The organism is Phaeobacter sp. HS011 (assembly GCF_018101215.1).
In the GTDB taxonomy this organism is placed as follows: Bacteria; Pseudomonadota; Alphaproteobacteria; order Rhodobacterales; family Rhodobacteraceae; genus Phaeobacter; species Phaeobacter inhibens.
The window spans coordinates 218,270-233,704 of record NZ_JAGEUF010000005.1 but is presented as its reverse complement, the minus strand read 5'-3'; the positions used below and the strand labels follow the sequence as shown (position 1 = coordinate 233,704).

The following is a 15,435-nucleotide window of genomic DNA, read 5'->3' as shown; positions in this document are numbered from 1 at the left end:
GATGGGGGATGGGCGGCGTGGCAGAGTCATCCAAAATCGGGGCCGTTGCGTAGCCAAGGGCAAGAGGAACAAGACAAAGATGAGGTGTGAGACATGGCAATTGCGACGGAAACACCGCGCCGGCTTCGGATTGGCCGCTGGGCGGCTCTTGGCGCGGGGGCGGCAGCTGTTGCGGCACTGGCGTCCTGCGGGCGGCCCAGTCTGACAGATGAGAAGCTGAGTGATAAGACCTTCAATCTGGAGGAGTATTTCGAGGGCAAGACGGTTGCCTATGGGCAGTTCGCGGATCGGTTCGGCACTGTTCGGCGCCGGTTCAAGGTGGATATTACCGGTGAATGGGACGGCCGTGTACTGACGCTGGCGGAGGATTTCCGCTACGCCGATGGCAGTACCGAGCAGCGGATCTGGTCGCTGACCAAGACAGGCGAGAATACCTGGGAGGGCAGCGCCGATGGGGTGCAGGGCATCGCCAAGGGGGAAGAGCGCGGTGATACCTTCAACTGGGGCTACACGATTGATCTGCCAGTGCCCGGTGGTGACACCATGCGGGTGACGTTTGATGACTGGATGTGGCTTCTGGAGGACGGCAGGTTGCTGAACAAAGCGTATATGAGCCGCTATGGCGTCACGCTGGGTGAGGTCACGATCTTCTTTGAGAAGCTCTGAGCGGATTACTTGTCGCCTGTAGCCGTGTCGCGTGTTCTGCGGTCATGTTCGGGGTCACAGCCGGGCACCGGGTCATAGCCATCCCCACCAAGGGGGTGGCAGCGGCCGATCCTGCGCGCGGTGAGCCAGGCGCCCCGAATGGCGCCGTGTTTCTCCAGTGCCTCCAGCGCATAGGCCGAGCAGGTGGGCTGGTATCGGCAGTTAAAGCCAACCCATGGGCTGAACAGCAGCCGATAGGCGCGCACGGGCAGAGCAAAGAGATGGGCGAGCGGAGTCATGGCGTCTAGATAGGCGCGACGGCGCCCCATAGCAATCTGCGGGGGGGGGCGGCTGCGGAGTAAGGCGCAACGGAAGGCGCGGGCCTTGCCTGTTGTGATTACTTGCCGTGAATTTTCTTCAGCGCGTGGATCAGATCGTTTTTCAGATCGTCGAACGGGCGGTCAGCGGTTTCGCCTGCACGGCCTATCAGCACGTAGTCCCAGCCTGTGCGGCCGTGGATTGGCAGAATCATCCGCGCCACCTCGCGCAGTCGGCGTTTGGCGCGGTTGCGGGCCACCGCATTGCCGACCTTCTTGGAGCAGGTAAAGCCCATGCGAATGCCATCGCCGACGAAATCGTCCGCGTGGCGTTTGCGGCCCTGAACCATCATCCCCTTGGTGCCCTGACGTCGGGCGCGCGCCGCCGCGAGAAAGTCGCGGCGTTTGGCGATTACATCAGGTTGCGGACGGGGCAGGGGGTGGGTCAAACTATCAGATACGCAAACGGACACCGCCGGAGACCTGGTCCCTCGGGCAGCTGAGCCATCCTTGGGGGTCTCCGGCGGTGTCATGTCTGTCTGAACAGAACTGGGCGCGATTACGCGCTCAGCGACTTACGACCGCGTGCGCGGCGTGCGTTCAGGATCTTGCGGCCTGCCTTGGTGGCCATGCGCGCACGGAAGCCGTGGCGGCGTTTGCGAACCAGGTTCGAAGGCTGATAGGTGCGTTTCATCGCTCCGGTCTCCAACTGTTTACATCGGGACGGCGCGGAATCGGCCACCCGGGGGTCTATCTCGAAGCCCGGTCTCTAGAAGGGAATGACCTGCGAGTCAAACCCCAACGCGGTTGTTTTCTGCGTGAAATGCAACATTTCCATGAAAACCGGACGCTGGAGGCTCTCTAACAGAAGAGAATTGTAACAGACAGGGGGCAGATTGGTGTTTGGCTCACTTTTTCGCAGGGGATGATCAAGCGGACGTGAAGAGGCGGCGTCTATGCTCGTACAGGGCCCATTTACCGGATAGCCAGAGACAAAGGCCTGCGGCGGCGGTGCCCCCAGCCCCAACCGCAGCTGCGGAACAGAATATGACCGGCCAGCCATGGCCCAAGACAGCAGGATTTACAGAAGATGTCCGATCAGTCCGACCAGCCAGATATCGCAGATCGTTCTGGGGGCGTGGCCCCGGCAAGCGAATCGGGAGGGCGGGGCAAGAAGACTCCTGCGCTGACCCGGTTCCTGCCACTGGCGCTGGTGCTGGTGGTGGCGGTGATCGGTGCGATGACCCTGGGCGACTATCTGACGTTTGAGACGCTGCGCGACAACCGGGTGGCGCTGATGGCGTTTCGCGATGACAATTATCTGGGCCTCGTTGGTCTGTTTGTTCTGGCCTATGTGGTGATTGTCGTCTTCTCACTGCCCGGTGCTGCGGTGGCGTCGGTCACTGGCGGGTTCTTGTTTGGACTGGTTGCGGGCACGGTGTTCAATGTGTTGGCGGCCACGGTCGGGGCTGTTGGCATCTTTCTGGCGGCGCGCTGGGGGCTTGGGGCGATGCTGACCCACCGGCTGGAAGCGGCGGAGGGACGGGTGCGGATCCTCAAACAGGCCCTGCGCGAGAATGAGATCGAGGTGCTGTTGTTGCTGCGGTTGGTGCCTGCGGTGCCGTTTTTTGTCGCCAATCTGCTGCCCGCGCTGGTCGGGGTGAAGCTGATCAATTTCCTGTGGACCACGGCGGTTGGTATCATCCCCGGCGCCATCGTCTTTACTTGGATTGGTGTGGGCCTTGGCGCGGTGTTTGACCGGGGGGAGACGCCGGATCTGTCGATCCTGTGGGAACCGTTTGTGATCGGGCCGATCCTTGGCCTGTGTGTCTTGGCGGCACTGCCCATCCTGCTGAAGAAACGTCGCCCAGCCGCACCCGGAAAGGAGCAGTGACCATGCAAGAGCTAACCTGCGATCTTCTCGTGATCGGCGCCGGGTCGGGCGGTCTCTCTGTTGCGGCAGGGGCAAGCCAGATGGGCGCTGATGTGGTGCTGCTGGAAGGGCACAAGATGGGCGGCGATTGCCTGAACTACGGTTGTGTGCCGTCGAAATCGCTGCTGGCCAGCGCCAAGGTGGCCTATGGTCAGGCCCACGCCAGCGCTTATGGTGTCGCGGATCAGATGCCGGTGGTGGATTACGCTGCCGCCAAGGATCACGTGCAGGACGTGATCGCCACCATTGCGCCGGTGGACAGTCAGGAGCGGTTTGAAGGCTTTGGCGTGCGGGTTATTCGCGCCTATGGCCGGTTCGTCGATGATCGCGTGGTCGAGGCAGGGGAGCACCGGATCACCGCCCGGCGCATTGTGATTGCCACCGGATCCTCGCCCCTGGTGCCGCCCATCGATGGGCTGGCGGATGTGCCGTATTTCACCAACGAAACCCTGTTTGATCTGCGCGAGCGGCCAGAGCATTTGCTGATTATCGGCGGCGGTCCCATTGGCATGGAAATGGCGCAGGCCCATATCCGGCTGGGCAGTCAGGTCACGGTGATCGAGGGCGACCGGGCGCTGGGCAAGGATGATCCGGAGCTTGCGGCCATCGTATTGGACCAGTTGCGCACCGAAGGCATTGAGATCGCCGAGGGCGCGCAGGCTGAGACTATTGCCTCCACCGAGGGTGGCGGCATTCGCGTTACAGCAAAGGATGGCCGGGTGTTCGACGGCAGCCACCTCCTTATGGCGGTCGGGCGCAAGGCCAATATCGACAAGCTGAACCTGGAGGCCGCAGGCGTTGAGACCAATCGGGCAGGCGTGGTGGTGGATGACAGTCTGCGCAGCAGCAACCGTCGGGTCTATGCCATTGGTGATGTGGCCGGTGGGATGCAGTTCACCCATGTGGCCGGCTACCATGCCGGGGTGATCATCCGCTCGATCCTGTTTGGGCTGCCGTCGAAGGCCAAGACCAATCACATTCCCTGGGCGACCTATACCGCACCGGAACTGGCGCAGGTTGGCCTCACGGAGGCGCAAGCACGCGAGAAACATGGTGACCGGCTGGAGGTTGCACGGTTCGATTATCACCACAACGACCGCGCGCTGGCAGAGCGCAAGAGCAAAGGTCTGATCAAGGTGATGGTGGTCAAGGGGCGTCCTATAGGCGCCTCTGTGGTCGGGCATCAGGCGGGGGAGCTGGTGGCGCTGTGGTCCATGGCCATCGCTAATAATCTGAAGATGAGCCAGATCGCGGGCATGGTGGCGCCGTATCCCACCATATCGGAGGTGAATAAACGCGTCGCAGGGGCCTATTTCTCGCCACGGCTTTTTGATAGTCCAATGGTGAAACGAGTGGTGCAATTTGTGCAGCGCTGGCTCCCGTAACGCCGGAAGGGGCTGAATGCTCAACACGCTTTCAGGCAGATTCCTGATCCTGACCACGGTCTTCGTGATGTTGGCCGAGATCCTGATCTTTGTGCCCTCTATCTCTCGGTTCCGGCTCGACTATCTGGCAGACCGGCTGGAACGGGCTCAGATTGCGTCGCTGGCGCTGCTTGCAGATGATATGCTGGAGACCGAGCTGGAGGCAGAGCTCTTGGAAAACGCGGGCGTTTTCAATGTGGTTCTGCGACGGGATGAAGTGCGCCAGCTGGTGCTGTCCTCGCCGATCCCGGCTCCGATATCGGGCACTTATGATCTGCGGATGAGCAGCCCGTTTGCGCTGATTGGCCATGCGATGCAGCGGCTGGTGACGCCGGAAAATCAGATCATCCGGGTGATTGGCGCGCCAGTGCGTGACGCCGGGCTGCTGATCGAGATCACGATTGAGACGGACGGGCTGCGTGATGCGATGATCGACTATGGCGTGCGCATTCTGCTGCTGTCGGCGGTGATCTCCATCTTTACTGCGGTGCTGCTGTTTGCGGCGGTGCGTCGGTTCATGGTGAAACCGATCAAGGGCGTCATCGGCTATATGCAGCGCTATGCCGCCGCGCCGGAGGACGCCCGCGGCATTATCCACCCCAGCGCCGGGGTGCGCGAGCTGCGCGAGGCCGAAGAGGCGCTGATGCAGTTGCAGACCGAGCTGACGCAAGCGCTGAAACAGCGCGAACGGCTGGCGCAGCTCGGTGGCGCGGTGGCCAAGGTGAGCCATGATCTGCGCAATATCCTGACGTCGGCGCAGCTGTTCACCGACCGCATCGAGATGAGTGAAGACCCGCTGGTGCGGCGCTTGGCGCCTAAGCTGGTGAATTCGATCACCCGCGCGGTGTCGCTTTGTGAGGGGACGCTGGCGTTTGGCCGGGCGGAGGAGCCGGCGCCAACCTTTGGCCGCGTGGCCCTGCATGGGCAGGTCGAGGATATTCTGGAAAGCGAGAGCCTGGCAGGTGGCACTGAGGGGCGGATCCGGTTCCTGAATGAGGTGCCTGTGGATCTGAGCCTGCGGGCCGATCCCGAACAGCTGTTTCGGATCGTGATGAACCTGGTTCGCAACGCGCGTCAGGCGATCGAGGCCACGGGGCAGGAAGGGCAAATCACCCTCTCTGCCCGCGAAGACACCGAAAGCTGGTGGATCTCCGTTGCGGATACTGGCCCCGGTCTGCCGCCAAAGGCGCGGGAAAACCTCTTTACCCCGTTCCAGGGGGGCATCCGCAAGGGCGGCACCGGCCTGGGCCTTGCCATCGCCGATGAGCTGGCGCGCGGCCATGGCGGCATGGTGGTTCTGCGCGAAACCGGTCCGGAGGGCACGGTGTTTGACATCTGTCTGCCCAAGGGCGACGGGACTCTCTGAGAGTTTATCGTCGGTAAGGCGCGCCGGATGCGCAAAAATGCGAAAACCTGCGAAAGGCTGACATTTTAGGCTTGCACCCGCGCGCCGCTGCGCATAAACCCCGCCGCAGTGGACCGATAGCTCAGCTGGATAGAGTACTTGACTACGAATCAAGGGGTCGGGGGTTCGAATCCTCCTCGGTCCGCCACTACCTCCTTTTGATACGACAAATAGTTCTGCCTTTTGCGATAGAGCGTTTCTATTGTGACTGCACGTAGGCTTTGTTGCACAAATCGGGGTTTGAGCGCACTTTTCCTTTCCCCAGACGGACTTATCCTACGGGCTCTGTGAGTGGTATGCCGAGAGCGGTGTAGCGGTTGAGCACCGCGATCGGGATCTGGAGTTCAGCGACCTGTCGGTCGAAGTCTCGTGCCATGATGCCTTGGTCAACGCGTTTGACACAGTCCATCCGCTGACCGGCAGGGCAGTGCGCATCACTGTCCCGAAAGGGCTGCTTTCGACGGGGCCTCGGCGGTGATAGCCGGTCAGAGTGCCCGTCCAGGATACTTGCAGGCCCTCACGCCGTTTGTGCAGCAAAGCCATAGCGCTCATTCTTTTGGGTCGTTCTCCGCAGGAGGTGTGCTTGTTGGCTTTTGGGATGGCTGATCGGCATCCAGTTCAGATTGATCCGCCGCAAGAGCTGCCGTTTCGGGCGTAGACCCACGCGCGAGTGGCTTGGCTTGGAACAAGGCCTTGTTTTCGGCGGTGACTGGTGGCGCGATCTTCAAGCGCAGCAGTGCAAATAGGACAAGCAGGATATGCGCTACCCCGGTAATTGCAAACAGGCTGGTCGCGCCAAAGGATGTCATTGCAAAACCCGCAACGGTTGGCCCGACAATCGACCCGATCCCAAACACCAGCAAAAGCCCCCCACTGACCTGAATGAACGTGCCCGGCTCTGCATGGTCGTTCGCGTGGGCCACAATCACCGGATACATCGAAAATACCGTTGCCCCAAAAAGCGCCGAAAGCGCGAGCACGACGAGCGGTTGCGTGGCGCCAGTGAACAGAAACAGAGCATCCGCCAGCAAGGCAAAGACAGTGACGCCAATCAGAACCTTGCGGCGGTCAAATTTGTCTGAGGCAATACCAACAGGGATTTGCATCGCGGCCCCGGCAAGGATGGGAATACTGGCAAAGAACGCGATGTCGTCGAGTTCCAGCTGGATCCTCGCGGCATAAACAGCCGCAAGTGTCCCGAAGGCAGCATTTGATACGCCAACCATCAGCACCGCAAAGACGGCAATGGGTGAGTTTTTCCATAGACCTCGCAGATCCAAGGAAACCTGTGTCAGTGGGCGCGGCGTTGTGGTAGCGCTGATCGCGGTCGGCAAGAGCGCCAGACAATAGACCATAGCGGCCAGTACAAAGAAGAAATACCCGTTTGAGTCTCCCAGCGTCAGTACCATCTGCCCCGCAGTCGTCGCAGCCAGGTTGACCATTGTGTAGATGCCGAAGATGCGACCACGCGAGGATGCATCCGCGCGTTCGTTTAGCCAACTTTCCACGATCATTGCCGCCCCGGCAAAACAGAAACCGGATAAAGCCCGTACAGGTATCCAGACCCATGGCGTGATCAGTACCAGCGACAGCAAGACGGCAATCGCCGCAATTGCGCACATCGCACCAAAAGCACGGATATGACCGACGCGGGCGACCAAGGCAGGCGTTCGCATACATCCGGCGACATAGCCAACCGCCCAGCCTGTACCCAGCAAACCCAAGGAAGCCGCCGTAAATCCCTCGGCTTCCCCTCTGATCGGCAAGATCAGTCCATTGACCCCACCGGCAAACAGCAGGAAGGCCGAGCCCATGAGAAGCGCTGAAAGCGGAAGTAAGCTGCGTACCATGATCGATTAATCCCTCAAAGCCACTTCGCAAACTTGAATATCAGAAACAGCGCTAAGCCACCTACGGCTGACACCCCGGCCAGTACCCAAAACGCAGATGGCGCGGTCGTTCCTGGCATTCCGGCCACATTGACGCCAAAGAGGCCGGTCAGAAAGCCAAGCGGCAGAAAAATTGCCGCCACAACCGACAACACATAACTGTTTCGACTGAGAGCATGCGCGCGATCCGCATCGATATGGTCCCGCAATGCAGAGAGGCGGTCGCGTGTCGCATCAAGTTCTTCAACAATACGTCGAGTGCGGTTCGCAGTCTCACGCAAGAGTGCCAATTCATCTGGCGCAATAATCCAGTTTTCCAATGTGGCAAGCATAGATATCGCTTCGCGCTGTGGATTGATGAACCGGCGCATTTTGATGACAGCTTGCCGTATATCTCCGAGCTTGCCAGTTGGTATACGCCTGCCTTCTGCAATGGCTTCTTCCAGTTCATCCGTTTGTTCCTCCAGCCCAAGTGAAACGGTCTCGATGCGGCTTGTAAGCCCATACGTGAGCTCTGCTAAGAACTTGCCGGCGGTTTCAGGGGCCGCCCCTGCTTCGGCGGATTGTCGGATGGAATCTAACGCCCACACTTTTCGTATCCGTGCCGACACAATCGCATGTTCAGTGATCCACATACGGAGTGACACCATATCTTCTGGATCGGACTCCGGGTTCAGGTTGACGCCGCGCAAGTTCAGGATCAGGCCGTCATCCAATCGTTCACAGCGAGGACGTGTTTCACTTTGCCAAAGTGCGCGGGCAGCGATGTCCGGCAGATGCTCCTTCGCCCATGGACGCAGCGCTTCATCTTGCGAATTGACGTGTATCCAACGGTAGCCTTGGCTGGCATTCAGGTCCAAAGGGCCGCCACCGATCGCTGTCGCTTTGCCTTTTTCAACATCGAAAGCCGCTATTGGCGTGATACTATGCATGTCCATCTGGCCAACCTACGGTCAAAACTTGCTTCCAGCCAGATACTAAACGCGAGTGCGCAAACTGCAGGACACTGGCCGCGACGATCATACACATGATCCCTTTTTAAAGGTTGCCGACAAGTTTGAATACCATGTCATTCTTGTTCTGATGGGCAGCGTTGGGGTGATCACCTTGCTTGCCATGGTGTGGCTTTTTTCGGGATCTATGATGCCGTCTTTGTCGATTGGGATGTCAAGAACTACCATGCGGTGCAGATTCTGTTCGGCATCGTCATGACGTTCTGATTGCGCTGGAAATTGGCAATTCTATCCTGCGACATATCCGCGAGCATTCGACCATTGTTCAGGCGAGAGCGGTCATCCTGATCGGCATGATGGCTGTCGTTCGCGAAGTGATGATCATCGACCTTTCGGTGGCTTCCCCTTGGCAAATTGCAGCACTGGGAGCCGTCGCAGTATCGCTTGCCAGCGCATATTGGTTCATGCGCGACAATTGATAGAGCTGGTCACTGCACAGCCTGTCGTTCGCCATTTCATCTCAATGACAACGGCATTGCGACATGAATGGAAACAACATGTTGGGAAGCTTGCCGATGGTGTTCGGCGGCTGGAAGTTTCATAGTCATACGAAAGCAACATGAGGATTCGCCACATGCTCGTTATCGGTTGGCAGGAACGGGTGGATTTACCCTTGCTCGGCCTCACAAACCTGAAAGCCAAAATTGACACTGGCGCGCGGACATCGGCGCTGCACGCGACTGACATCGTCGAGTTTGAACGGAATGCCGCGCCATGGGTCCGGTTTCATACGCGTTTCGATGATGATGCGCATGACACGGACGTCGAATGCCCGATCCATGATCGTCGTCAGATTACGAACACAAGCGGTGTTCCTGAGACCCGTATTGTTATTCGTACCAAATTTCGCATTTCTACACACCTTTGGAAGATTGACCTGTCACTGACAGAACGCACGGAGATGAAGTTTCGGATGATCGTTGGGCGCACTGCCATGCGGCGACATTCGATCCTTGTCGATCCCTGCAAACGAAACTTAACGACCCCCACCAGACCCAAGCGGCCTAAGGAGAAGTCATGAAAATCGGTATGCTCGCTCGCAACCCAGAGCTCTATTCGCACAAGCGATTGGTCGAGGCCGCTGAAGAGCGCGGGCATCAACTCGACATCATCAATACCTTACGCTGCTACATGAACATCGCCTCACGGCGCCAGGAGATCTACTATAACGGGGAAAAGCTAGAAGGGTATGATGCGATCATTCCCAGGATTGGGGCCTCTGTCACATTTTACGGAATGGCGGTCCTGCGCCAGTTTGAAATGATGGGCGTTTATCCTGTGAACGAAAGTGTGGCGATTGGCCGTTCGCGTGACAAGCTGCGGTCGATGCAGCTGTTGGCGCGCGATGGCATTGGCTTGCCAGTGACGACCTTTGCACATGATCCCAAACAAACCGAAGAGGTTTTGGAATTGGCTGGTGGCGCGCCTTTGGTCATCAAGCTGCTTGAGGGGACGCAGGGTTTGGGTGTTGTGCTGGCTGACACGGACCGGTCCGCAAAATCTGTGATTGAGGCATTTCGTGCGACCAAGACCAATATCCTTGTGCAGGAGTTCATCAAGGAAGCTGGCGGTACTGATATCCGCGCCCTTGTGGTCGGGGGTAAGGTTGTGGCGGCCATGCAGCGTACCGGTGCTGAGGGTGAATTCCGCTCGAACCTGCATCGTGGCGGATCGGCCAAAATCATCAAGCTGTCGCCTGAAGAGCGCTCAACCGCTGTACGGGCGGCAAAATCGATGGGGTTGAATGTTTGTGGGGTTGATATGCTGCGTGCCAATCACGGGGCGGTCGTGATGGAGGTCAATTCCTCACCCGGTCTGGAAGGCGTCGAAAAGGCTTCTGGTATTGATATCGCAGGCAAGATTATCGAGTTCATTGAAAAGAATGCCAAACACGGTGCGACAAAGACCAAGGGCAAGGGCTAGTGAAAAAAAGACAAGGTTTCACAATCGGCGACACTGTTGTTCCTGCCGGGAAACGTTTGACAGTCGATATGCCCGTCAGCGTGTTGTCTGATCACACGCCGGTTACGATGTCAGCCCATGTCATTCATGGCAAAGAGGCCGGTCAGACCGTTTTTGTCAGTGCAGGCATTCACGGCGATGAAGTGATCGGCATTGAGATTGTGCGCAGACTGCTGGGCTCGCCGAAATTGCGCGGTTTACGGGGAACACTGATCGTTGTCCCTATCGTCAACTCCTTTGGGTTTATCAATAAATCCAGATATCTGCCCGATAGACGAGACTTGAACCGCTGTTTCCCGGGAAGCGAAGGCGGATCGCTCGCGGCGCGATTGGCAAATCTGTTTCTCAGCGAGATAGTCGCGAAATCGGACCTTGGCATCGACCTGCACTCGGCAGCTATTCACCGGACAAACTATCCGCAAATTCGTGTGACACCTGAGGACCGCGATATGCGCAAGCTGGCGGAGGTATTCGGTGCCCCAATCATCATGAAATCGCCATTGCGGGATGGATCGCTGCGCAAGGCCGCCGATGATCTTGGCAAGAAGGTTCTCCTCTTTGAGGCGGGCGAAGGTCTGCGATTTGACGAAACATCTGTGCGGGCAGGGCTGGCTGGCATACTACGACTGTTGAAATCGCTCGATATGATACCGGGTAAAGGTATCGTCCCTGCCAAGGCGCCACCACAATTCTGCCCATCAAGCAAGTGGTTACGCGCGCCGATGGGCGGATTGCTTCGCAGCTTTAGATCAGACGGGGATCTTGTGCGGGAAAACGATGTGCTGGGGTCGGTGGCTGACCCCTTTGGTGAGGAAGAACGGGACATCAAAGCACCCTTTGGTGGCATCATCGTTGGACGGGCGGTCATGCCTGTCGTCAATGAAGGTGACGCGGTATTCCATCTCGCGCGCGTCGGATCTCTCAAGGAGGCCGAGAGCAAGCTGGACGAACACGCGACCCAACTCTCAGATGATCCCATGTTCTATGAAGACGAAATCATCTGATACTCATTGGTCCAATGCGCCTTTTCCAGCAATGATCTTTTCGTGAAAGCCAGCAATGCGCCTGAATCCGGTTTCCGATTGCTTTGCCGAGTTTAGGTTAGGGACATAGCTTTTGCACGACCACGCGTGAGGTTGTCAGACGCCTCAGCCATTTCCGGATCGGCAGCCAATGCGTCGACCCGTTCTGTTGGAAAACCGGGCTCGGTTGTGTCCTTTGGTGCTTTCAAACCTTTGACGGCATATCTCATTCGCCTCACTCAGATAAGAGCGAATGATAGCCTCCATATCGGCGACTTGTTCGGTTTCGATGAGACGTAGCATATCGCGGTGCTGACTGTTTGGACCTGTCGCGGTTTGATGCCGCCTCTTTGATAGTATTTACTGCACCAACTAAGCTCGGGCGCGGGCTTCCCAAGCGGGCTACGCCCTCGCAAGCCTGACATGTTTGCAGACTGGGGCGAAGAAATCCGCCCTTTTTTGTTTTGAATAGGGGCGCTGGGTTCTGGCGTCGTCGATAGTTAATCCCAAATGTGAAGCAACGGGAGTAACCGGCATTCGCTGCAGTGCCGAAATGCAGTAATCTTGGATTCTCTGCCGAATTCGTCGCGCACCGCATGAAAGTTTGCTCCGTCAGCTCTGAAGGGAATGTTCAGTTTTCGGCCATTCGGCCATTCGGCCTGTTGGTGAGATCAGTCCCTAGTGCGGGACGAATCGACCTTTCGCCGCGATTGTATCAAGGTCAGCTCTCTGTGGCTTGGTGACGCAACAGGGCAGCGCTGTGTCGACAACGCTTATCACTCACATGCGAGGAAACGTCTGTGCCCTGGGCATAGGATCGGCTGACTAGGACCTCTGCAATTCATCAAGGAGCTGCTCGGTCGTCACCTGTCGACAATAGCCTTTGATTGTGGAGAGCGAATTGTCCTGCCGCGCTTGGGTTTCGGTGGCACAGGCGTCTGTGACTTGCGTGACCAAATACCCCAGATCGCAGGCGTCGCGGATGGCGCTTTCGACACATTGATCTGTCAACAAGCCGCTGATGACCAGTTGTTTGACACCCAGATTGCGCAGGACATAGTCGATATGGGTTGAGACAAACACCGAGGACGAGGATTTCGGCAATACGATCTCATCCTCAGCCGGGGCGATCTGGTCAATGACCTTGCCGTCCCAGGATCCCTTGGCCACGTTGAAGCCGGTGATTTTGTAATCGAGGCTACGGTCTCGCCCGTCTTTGGTTAGGCTTTCGATAGTGGTGTACATCACTTCTATCTGCGCCTTGCGAAACGCTGTTTGTAGGGCCTGCATACGGGGGATGACCGTTTCCAACTGTTGGAATAGCCAGCCGTGTTTTTGGGCGAACTGGGCGTCGCTCAGGCCAGCAAACTCGCCGCCATCCCGATGGGCCGAGAAGTTCTGAACATCAATGAACAACAGTGCCGATTGCGACGGCACCAGGGCGAGGTTTCGGGTCAGGGTCATGCGGTGTCCTTTAGGTATTGGTTCACAGCAGATACAAGCATATCCGCCCAGGTGGATTGCTCATTGTCATCACGGATCAGGTCGTTTCTGATTTCAATCAGGCTATGTGGCAAATTTCTCGCCTCGCCGTGTTGGGGCACAAACCAATCAGACGCATCTTCGATCTGATAGGGTTGGTTCATGCCGATGATCAAATCGGGTTTGGTTGCGGCGATGAACTGACTCAGCCGGGTTGAAGTTTCGGTGTCCTTGCGAAACAGGAAACCCACGTCCCAAGGCCGTTGAACCCCTGCTAGTGACGGCGTGAAGCTATGGATAGAGAGCACGATACGGCGCGGTTGACGGTCAAAAAGCGTATCCACTGTGGTGTGAAATGGGGTGAAAATCTCATCAACACGGGCTTTGCGGTCTGCTGCGTCCAGGTTCTGGTTTCCGGGGACAGTAATGCCGTGATTGTGAGCGGGCATGGCATCCGCCGCGTCTGGCGGACGATTGCAATCTATCACCAGACGGCTGTAGCGCTGGATCACAGCCGGGGCGCCCAGAGCCCGCGCCATTTTCCGCGTGACCGCCTCGGCGCCGATGTCCCAGCCCACATGGCTTTGAATTTCCGCGCCCTTAAGGCCAAGGCCATGCAGTGCTTGCGGCACCGCTTGCCCGGCGTGTTCGCACACCAGCAGCAGCGGATGGGCGCTGTCGGGGTTCAGCAGATCAACCGGAGCCGGGTCGCCTTTTTGCAGCAGCGTTGCATTCATACTTTTTCACTCTTGAGAGAGGCGGCAGGGATCAGCCCGTTTGGCCGGAACAACAGCACGACAACCACAAGGCTCAACCCAATCGGTTCGCGGAATTCCTGCAATTCAGGGGGCAGGAAGGCAGCGAGGTATATTTCGATAAAGCCCAACAAGAAACCACCGGCAACCGCGCCGCGCAGGCTGCCCAGCCCCCCAAGGATCGCGGCGATAAAGGCTTTGACCACGGGCAGGAACCCCATATGCGGATCAACGGAGGAGCGTTGCGACACCCAGAGAACGGCGGCTACACCGGCAAGCATGCCCGACAGCGCAAAGGCCCCCGCGATGACGGTGTTGGCGCGGATCCCCATAAGGCGCGCGACGTTGAAATCTTCGGCGGCAGCGCGCATCGCAATGCCTGTCTTCTGGCGCTTCATGAAGATATCCAGAAACACCAGCATCACAATCGTGGTCGCGATGGCTGCGATTTTGTTCACGCCGATGATCAGTCCAAAGACATTCACGGAATCCGACAGGATCTGCGGCAGCAGCACAGGCTGCGAACGGGTGGAAATAAAGTTCTGAAACAGGACCTGCAGGATCATGGAAACCGCAAAACTGGTCACCAGCATCGTCGCGCCGGAGCTGTTGCGCACGGGGCGAAAGGCGATGCGTTCCATCAGGATGGCCGCGATCATGGCCACCGCAACGGCCAATGGGACAGCCAGCACAAAGGAGACGCCCGCGATCCCACAATACATCAGCGTATAGCCGGAGATCGTCATCAATTCGCCATGGGCAAAGTTGATCAGCCCCATGATCGAAAACACCACCGCCAGACCCAGCGCCAACAGGGCATAGGTGCCGCCAAGGGCAAAGGCGTTCACGGTTTGCTGCAACAGTAAATCCATCACGCGGCCCCCAGATAGGCAGATTTCAATGCATCGGACCGGGCCAGTTCCGATGCCGCGCCGGAAGCGACGATTTCTCCACTGGCAAGCACATACCCCCGGTCCGCGACCTCCAGCGCCATTGAAACGTTCTGTTCGACAACCGCCAGCGTGACGCCCTGATCGCGCAGCAGCGATATCAGATCGAACACCTGACCGATGATCTTGGGGGCAAGACCCAGTGACGGTTCATCCAGCAACAACAGTTTTGGGCTGCTCATCAAAGCGCGCCCGACGGCCAGCATCTGTTGCTGGCCACCGGACAGAGTTCCGGCGAATTGGTCACGCCGTTCGTGAAGAATGGGGAACAGGGAATAGACGCGGTCCCACGCGGCCTCAATCGCCGCTTTGTCCTTGATGGAAAAGGCCCCCATGCGCAAATTCTCGGCCACACTTAGCGCGCCAAAGACGCGCCGTCCTTCGGGGGATAATGTCATGCCCGCGGGGGCCAGGCTTTCCGGCGGCCAGTCGGTGATATCCTGCCCTTTGAAACTCACCTTGCCACTGGTCACAGGCACCAGCCCAACCAGGGCGTTCAGGGTAGAGGATTTTCCCGCCCCGTTTGCGCCAAGGAAGGCGACGATCTCGCCTTCCTTGATGTCAAAATCAATCCCTCGCACCGCTTCAATCGGGCCATAGCTGATGCTGAGCGATTGTACTGAAAGAAGCGATGTCAT

General features: G+C 58.1%; 17 protein-coding genes, 1 tRNA gene and 1 pseudogene. 9 read left to right on the top strand and 10 right to left on the bottom strand.

Annotated elements, in window-relative coordinates:
* Positions 1 to 93 precede the first annotated feature (93 nt).
* Complete coding sequence (locus J4721_RS11660; protein WP_014875959.1) at positions 94 to 666, top strand: DUF3833 domain-containing protein; 573 nt, start codon at positions 94 to 96, stop codon at positions 664 to 666.
* A 5-nt stretch (positions 667 to 671) separates the two neighbouring features.
* Here the strand turns inward: J4721_RS11660 and yidD are convergent, their stop codons facing one another.
* The 3 genes from yidD to rpmH form a co-directional block, all read right to left on the bottom strand.
* Positions 672 to 944 (bottom strand): membrane protein insertion efficiency factor YidD, encoded by a 273-nt coding sequence (gene yidD, locus J4721_RS11655; RefSeq protein ID WP_014875958.1) that lies wholly within the window; start codon positions 942 to 944, stop codon positions 672 to 674.
* A gap of 98 nt (positions 945 to 1,042) precedes the next feature.
* On the bottom strand, positions 1,043 to 1,495 hold the full coding sequence (gene rnpA / locus J4721_RS11650) for a ribonuclease P protein component (RefSeq protein WP_211002735.1): 453 nt from the start codon (positions 1,493 to 1,495) through the stop codon (positions 1,043 to 1,045).
* A 26-nt stretch (positions 1,496 to 1,521) separates the two neighbouring features.
* Positions 1,522 to 1,656, bottom strand: coding sequence for a 50S ribosomal protein L34 (rpmH, locus tag J4721_RS11645; protein WP_005980833.1), 135 nt, complete (start codon positions 1,654 to 1,656; stop codon positions 1,522 to 1,524).
* A 396-nt stretch (positions 1,657 to 2,052) separates the two neighbouring features.
* Between rpmH and J4721_RS11640 the strand changes: the two genes are divergently transcribed.
* From J4721_RS11640 to J4721_RS11625, 4 genes are all read left to right on the top strand, one after another.
* Positions 2,053 to 2,856: a TVP38/TMEM64 family protein gene (locus J4721_RS11640; RefSeq protein WP_102873487.1), complete on the top strand. Its 804-nt coding sequence runs from the start codon at positions 2,053 to 2,055 to the stop codon at positions 2,854 to 2,856.
* 2 nt (positions 2,857 to 2,858) lie between these two features.
* A complete protein-coding gene (locus tag J4721_RS11635) occupies positions 2,859 to 4,280 on the top strand; it encodes an NAD(P)/FAD-dependent oxidoreductase (RefSeq protein ID WP_102873488.1) in 1,422 nt (473 codons plus the stop codon).
* A gap of 16 nt (positions 4,281 to 4,296) precedes the next feature.
* Positions 4,297 to 5,685: a HAMP domain-containing sensor histidine kinase gene (locus tag J4721_RS11630; RefSeq protein ID WP_014875954.1), complete on the top strand. Its 1,389-nt coding sequence runs from the start codon at positions 4,297 to 4,299 to the stop codon at positions 5,683 to 5,685.
* Positions 5,686 to 5,795: 110 nt separating this feature from the next.
* Positions 5,796 to 5,872, top strand: a tRNA-Arg gene (locus tag J4721_RS11625).
* Between the two features lie 123 nt (positions 5,873 to 5,995).
* On the opposite strand, the pseudogene J4721_RS11620 reads toward J4721_RS11625, so the two are convergent.
* From J4721_RS11620 to J4721_RS11610, 3 genes and pseudogenes are all read right to left on the bottom strand, one after another.
* Positions 5,996 to 6,136 (bottom strand): annotated as a pseudogene (locus J4721_RS11620) (IS5/IS1182 family transposase); the annotation flags it as partial.
* Between the two features lie 136 nt (positions 6,137 to 6,272).
* Positions 6,273 to 7,574, bottom strand: a complete 1,302-nt coding sequence (locus J4721_RS11615; protein WP_102873489.1) for an MFS transporter — start codon at positions 7,572 to 7,574, stop codon at positions 6,273 to 6,275.
* A gap of 14 nt (positions 7,575 to 7,588) precedes the next feature.
* Entirely contained in the window at positions 7,589 to 8,551 is a 963-nt protein-coding gene (locus tag J4721_RS11610) for a zinc transporter ZntB (protein WP_014875952.1), read from the bottom strand.
* 221 nt (positions 8,552 to 8,772) lie between these two features.
* On the opposite strand from J4721_RS11610, the gene J4721_RS19915 reads away from it, so the two are divergent.
* From J4721_RS19915 to J4721_RS11590, 4 genes are all read left to right on the top strand, one after another.
* Entirely contained in the window at positions 8,773 to 9,045 is a 273-nt protein-coding gene (locus J4721_RS19915; RefSeq protein WP_076617489.1) for a phosphate-starvation-inducible PsiE family protein, read from the top strand.
* 155 nt (positions 9,046 to 9,200) lie between these two features.
* A complete protein-coding gene (locus tag J4721_RS11600) occupies positions 9,201 to 9,647 on the top strand; it encodes a RimK/LysX family protein (protein ID WP_027248579.1) in 447 nt (148 codons plus the stop codon).
* Entirely contained in the window at positions 9,644 to 10,549 is a 906-nt protein-coding gene (gene rimK, locus J4721_RS11595; RefSeq protein ID WP_014875950.1) for a 30S ribosomal protein S6--L-glutamate ligase, read from the top strand. The genes J4721_RS11600 and rimK overlap by 4 nt, the downstream gene beginning before the upstream one ends.
* Positions 10,549 to 11,592 carry a succinylglutamate desuccinylase/aspartoacylase family protein gene (locus J4721_RS11590; protein ID WP_014875949.1) on the top strand — a complete coding sequence of 348 codons (1,044 nt, stop codon included), beginning with the start codon at positions 10,549 to 10,551 and terminating at the stop codon, positions 11,590 to 11,592. The genes rimK and J4721_RS11590 overlap by 1 nt, the downstream gene beginning before the upstream one ends.
* An 843-nt stretch (positions 11,593 to 12,435) precedes the next feature.
* Here J4721_RS11590 and J4721_RS11585 read toward each other — a convergent pair.
* Genes J4721_RS11585 through J4721_RS11570 form a run of 4 tightly spaced genes read right to left on the bottom strand, consistent with a single transcriptional unit; the run spans position 12,436 to position 15,435 of the window.
* On the bottom strand, positions 12,436 to 13,074 hold the full coding sequence (locus J4721_RS11585) for an isochorismatase family cysteine hydrolase (RefSeq protein WP_014875948.1): 639 nt from the start codon (positions 13,072 to 13,074) through the stop codon (positions 12,436 to 12,438).
* The gene (locus tag J4721_RS11580; RefSeq protein ID WP_211002734.1) at positions 13,071 to 13,829 is read right to left on the bottom strand and encodes an N-formylglutamate amidohydrolase; all 759 of its coding nucleotides are present in this window, start codon (positions 13,827 to 13,829) and stop codon (positions 13,071 to 13,073) included. Before J4721_RS11580 ends, J4721_RS11585 begins: the two co-directional genes overlap by 4 nt.
* A complete protein-coding gene (locus J4721_RS11575) occupies positions 13,826 to 14,719 on the bottom strand; it encodes a branched-chain amino acid ABC transporter permease (RefSeq protein ID WP_211002733.1) in 894 nt (297 codons plus the stop codon). The genes J4721_RS11580 and J4721_RS11575 overlap by 4 nt, the downstream gene beginning before the upstream one ends.
* Positions 14,719 to 15,435 carry an ABC transporter ATP-binding protein gene (locus J4721_RS11570; RefSeq protein WP_076617475.1) on the bottom strand — a complete coding sequence of 239 codons (717 nt, stop codon included), beginning with the start codon at positions 15,433 to 15,435 and terminating at the stop codon, positions 14,719 to 14,721. The genes J4721_RS11575 and J4721_RS11570 overlap by 1 nt, the downstream gene beginning before the upstream one ends.

Excerpts from the sequence above, each read along its gene's own strand:
- rnpA (WP_211002735.1), bottom strand. The coding sequence starts at position 1,495 with ATGACACCGCCGGAGACCCCCAAGGATGGCTCAGCTGCCCGAGGGACC.
- J4721_RS11660 (WP_014875959.1), top strand. The coding sequence starts at position 94 with ATGGCAATTGCGACGGAAACACCGCGCCGGCTTCGGATTGGCCGCTGG.
- J4721_RS11580 (WP_211002734.1), bottom strand. The coding sequence starts at position 13,829 with ATGAATGCAACGCTGCTGCAAAAAGGCGACCCGGCTCCGGTTGATCTG.
- J4721_RS11570 (WP_076617475.1), bottom strand. The coding sequence starts at position 15,435 with ATGACATCGCTTCTTTCAGTACAATCGCTCAGCATCAGCTATGGCCCG.
- J4721_RS11640 (WP_102873487.1), top strand. The coding sequence starts at position 2,053 with ATGTCCGATCAGTCCGACCAGCCAGATATCGCAGATCGTTCTGGGGGC.
- J4721_RS11600 (WP_027248579.1), top strand. The coding sequence starts at position 9,201 with ATGCTCGTTATCGGTTGGCAGGAACGGGTGGATTTACCCTTGCTCGGC.
- J4721_RS11575 (WP_211002733.1), bottom strand. The coding sequence starts at position 14,719 with ATGGATTTACTGTTGCAGCAAACCGTGAACGCCTTTGCCCTTGGCGGC.
- yidD (WP_014875958.1), bottom strand. The coding sequence starts at position 944 with ATGACTCCGCTCGCCCATCTCTTTGCTCTGCCCGTGCGCGCCTATCGG.
- J4721_RS11610 (WP_014875952.1), bottom strand. The coding sequence starts at position 8,551 with ATGGACATGCATAGTATCACGCCAATAGCGGCTTTCGATGTTGAAAAA.
- J4721_RS11635 (WP_102873488.1), top strand. The coding sequence starts at position 2,859 with ATGCAAGAGCTAACCTGCGATCTTCTCGTGATCGGCGCCGGGTCGGGC.
- rimK (WP_014875950.1), top strand. The coding sequence starts at position 9,644 with ATGAAAATCGGTATGCTCGCTCGCAACCCAGAGCTCTATTCGCACAAG.
- J4721_RS11615 (WP_102873489.1), bottom strand. The coding sequence starts at position 7,574 with ATGGTACGCAGCTTACTTCCGCTTTCAGCGCTTCTCATGGGCTCGGCC.
- rpmH (WP_005980833.1), bottom strand. The coding sequence starts at position 1,656 with ATGAAACGCACCTATCAGCCTTCGAACCTGGTTCGCAAACGCCGCCAC.
- J4721_RS11585 (WP_014875948.1), bottom strand. The coding sequence starts at position 13,074 with ATGACCCTGACCCGAAACCTCGCCCTGGTGCCGTCGCAATCGGCACTG.
- J4721_RS11630 (WP_014875954.1), top strand. The coding sequence starts at position 4,297 with ATGCTCAACACGCTTTCAGGCAGATTCCTGATCCTGACCACGGTCTTC.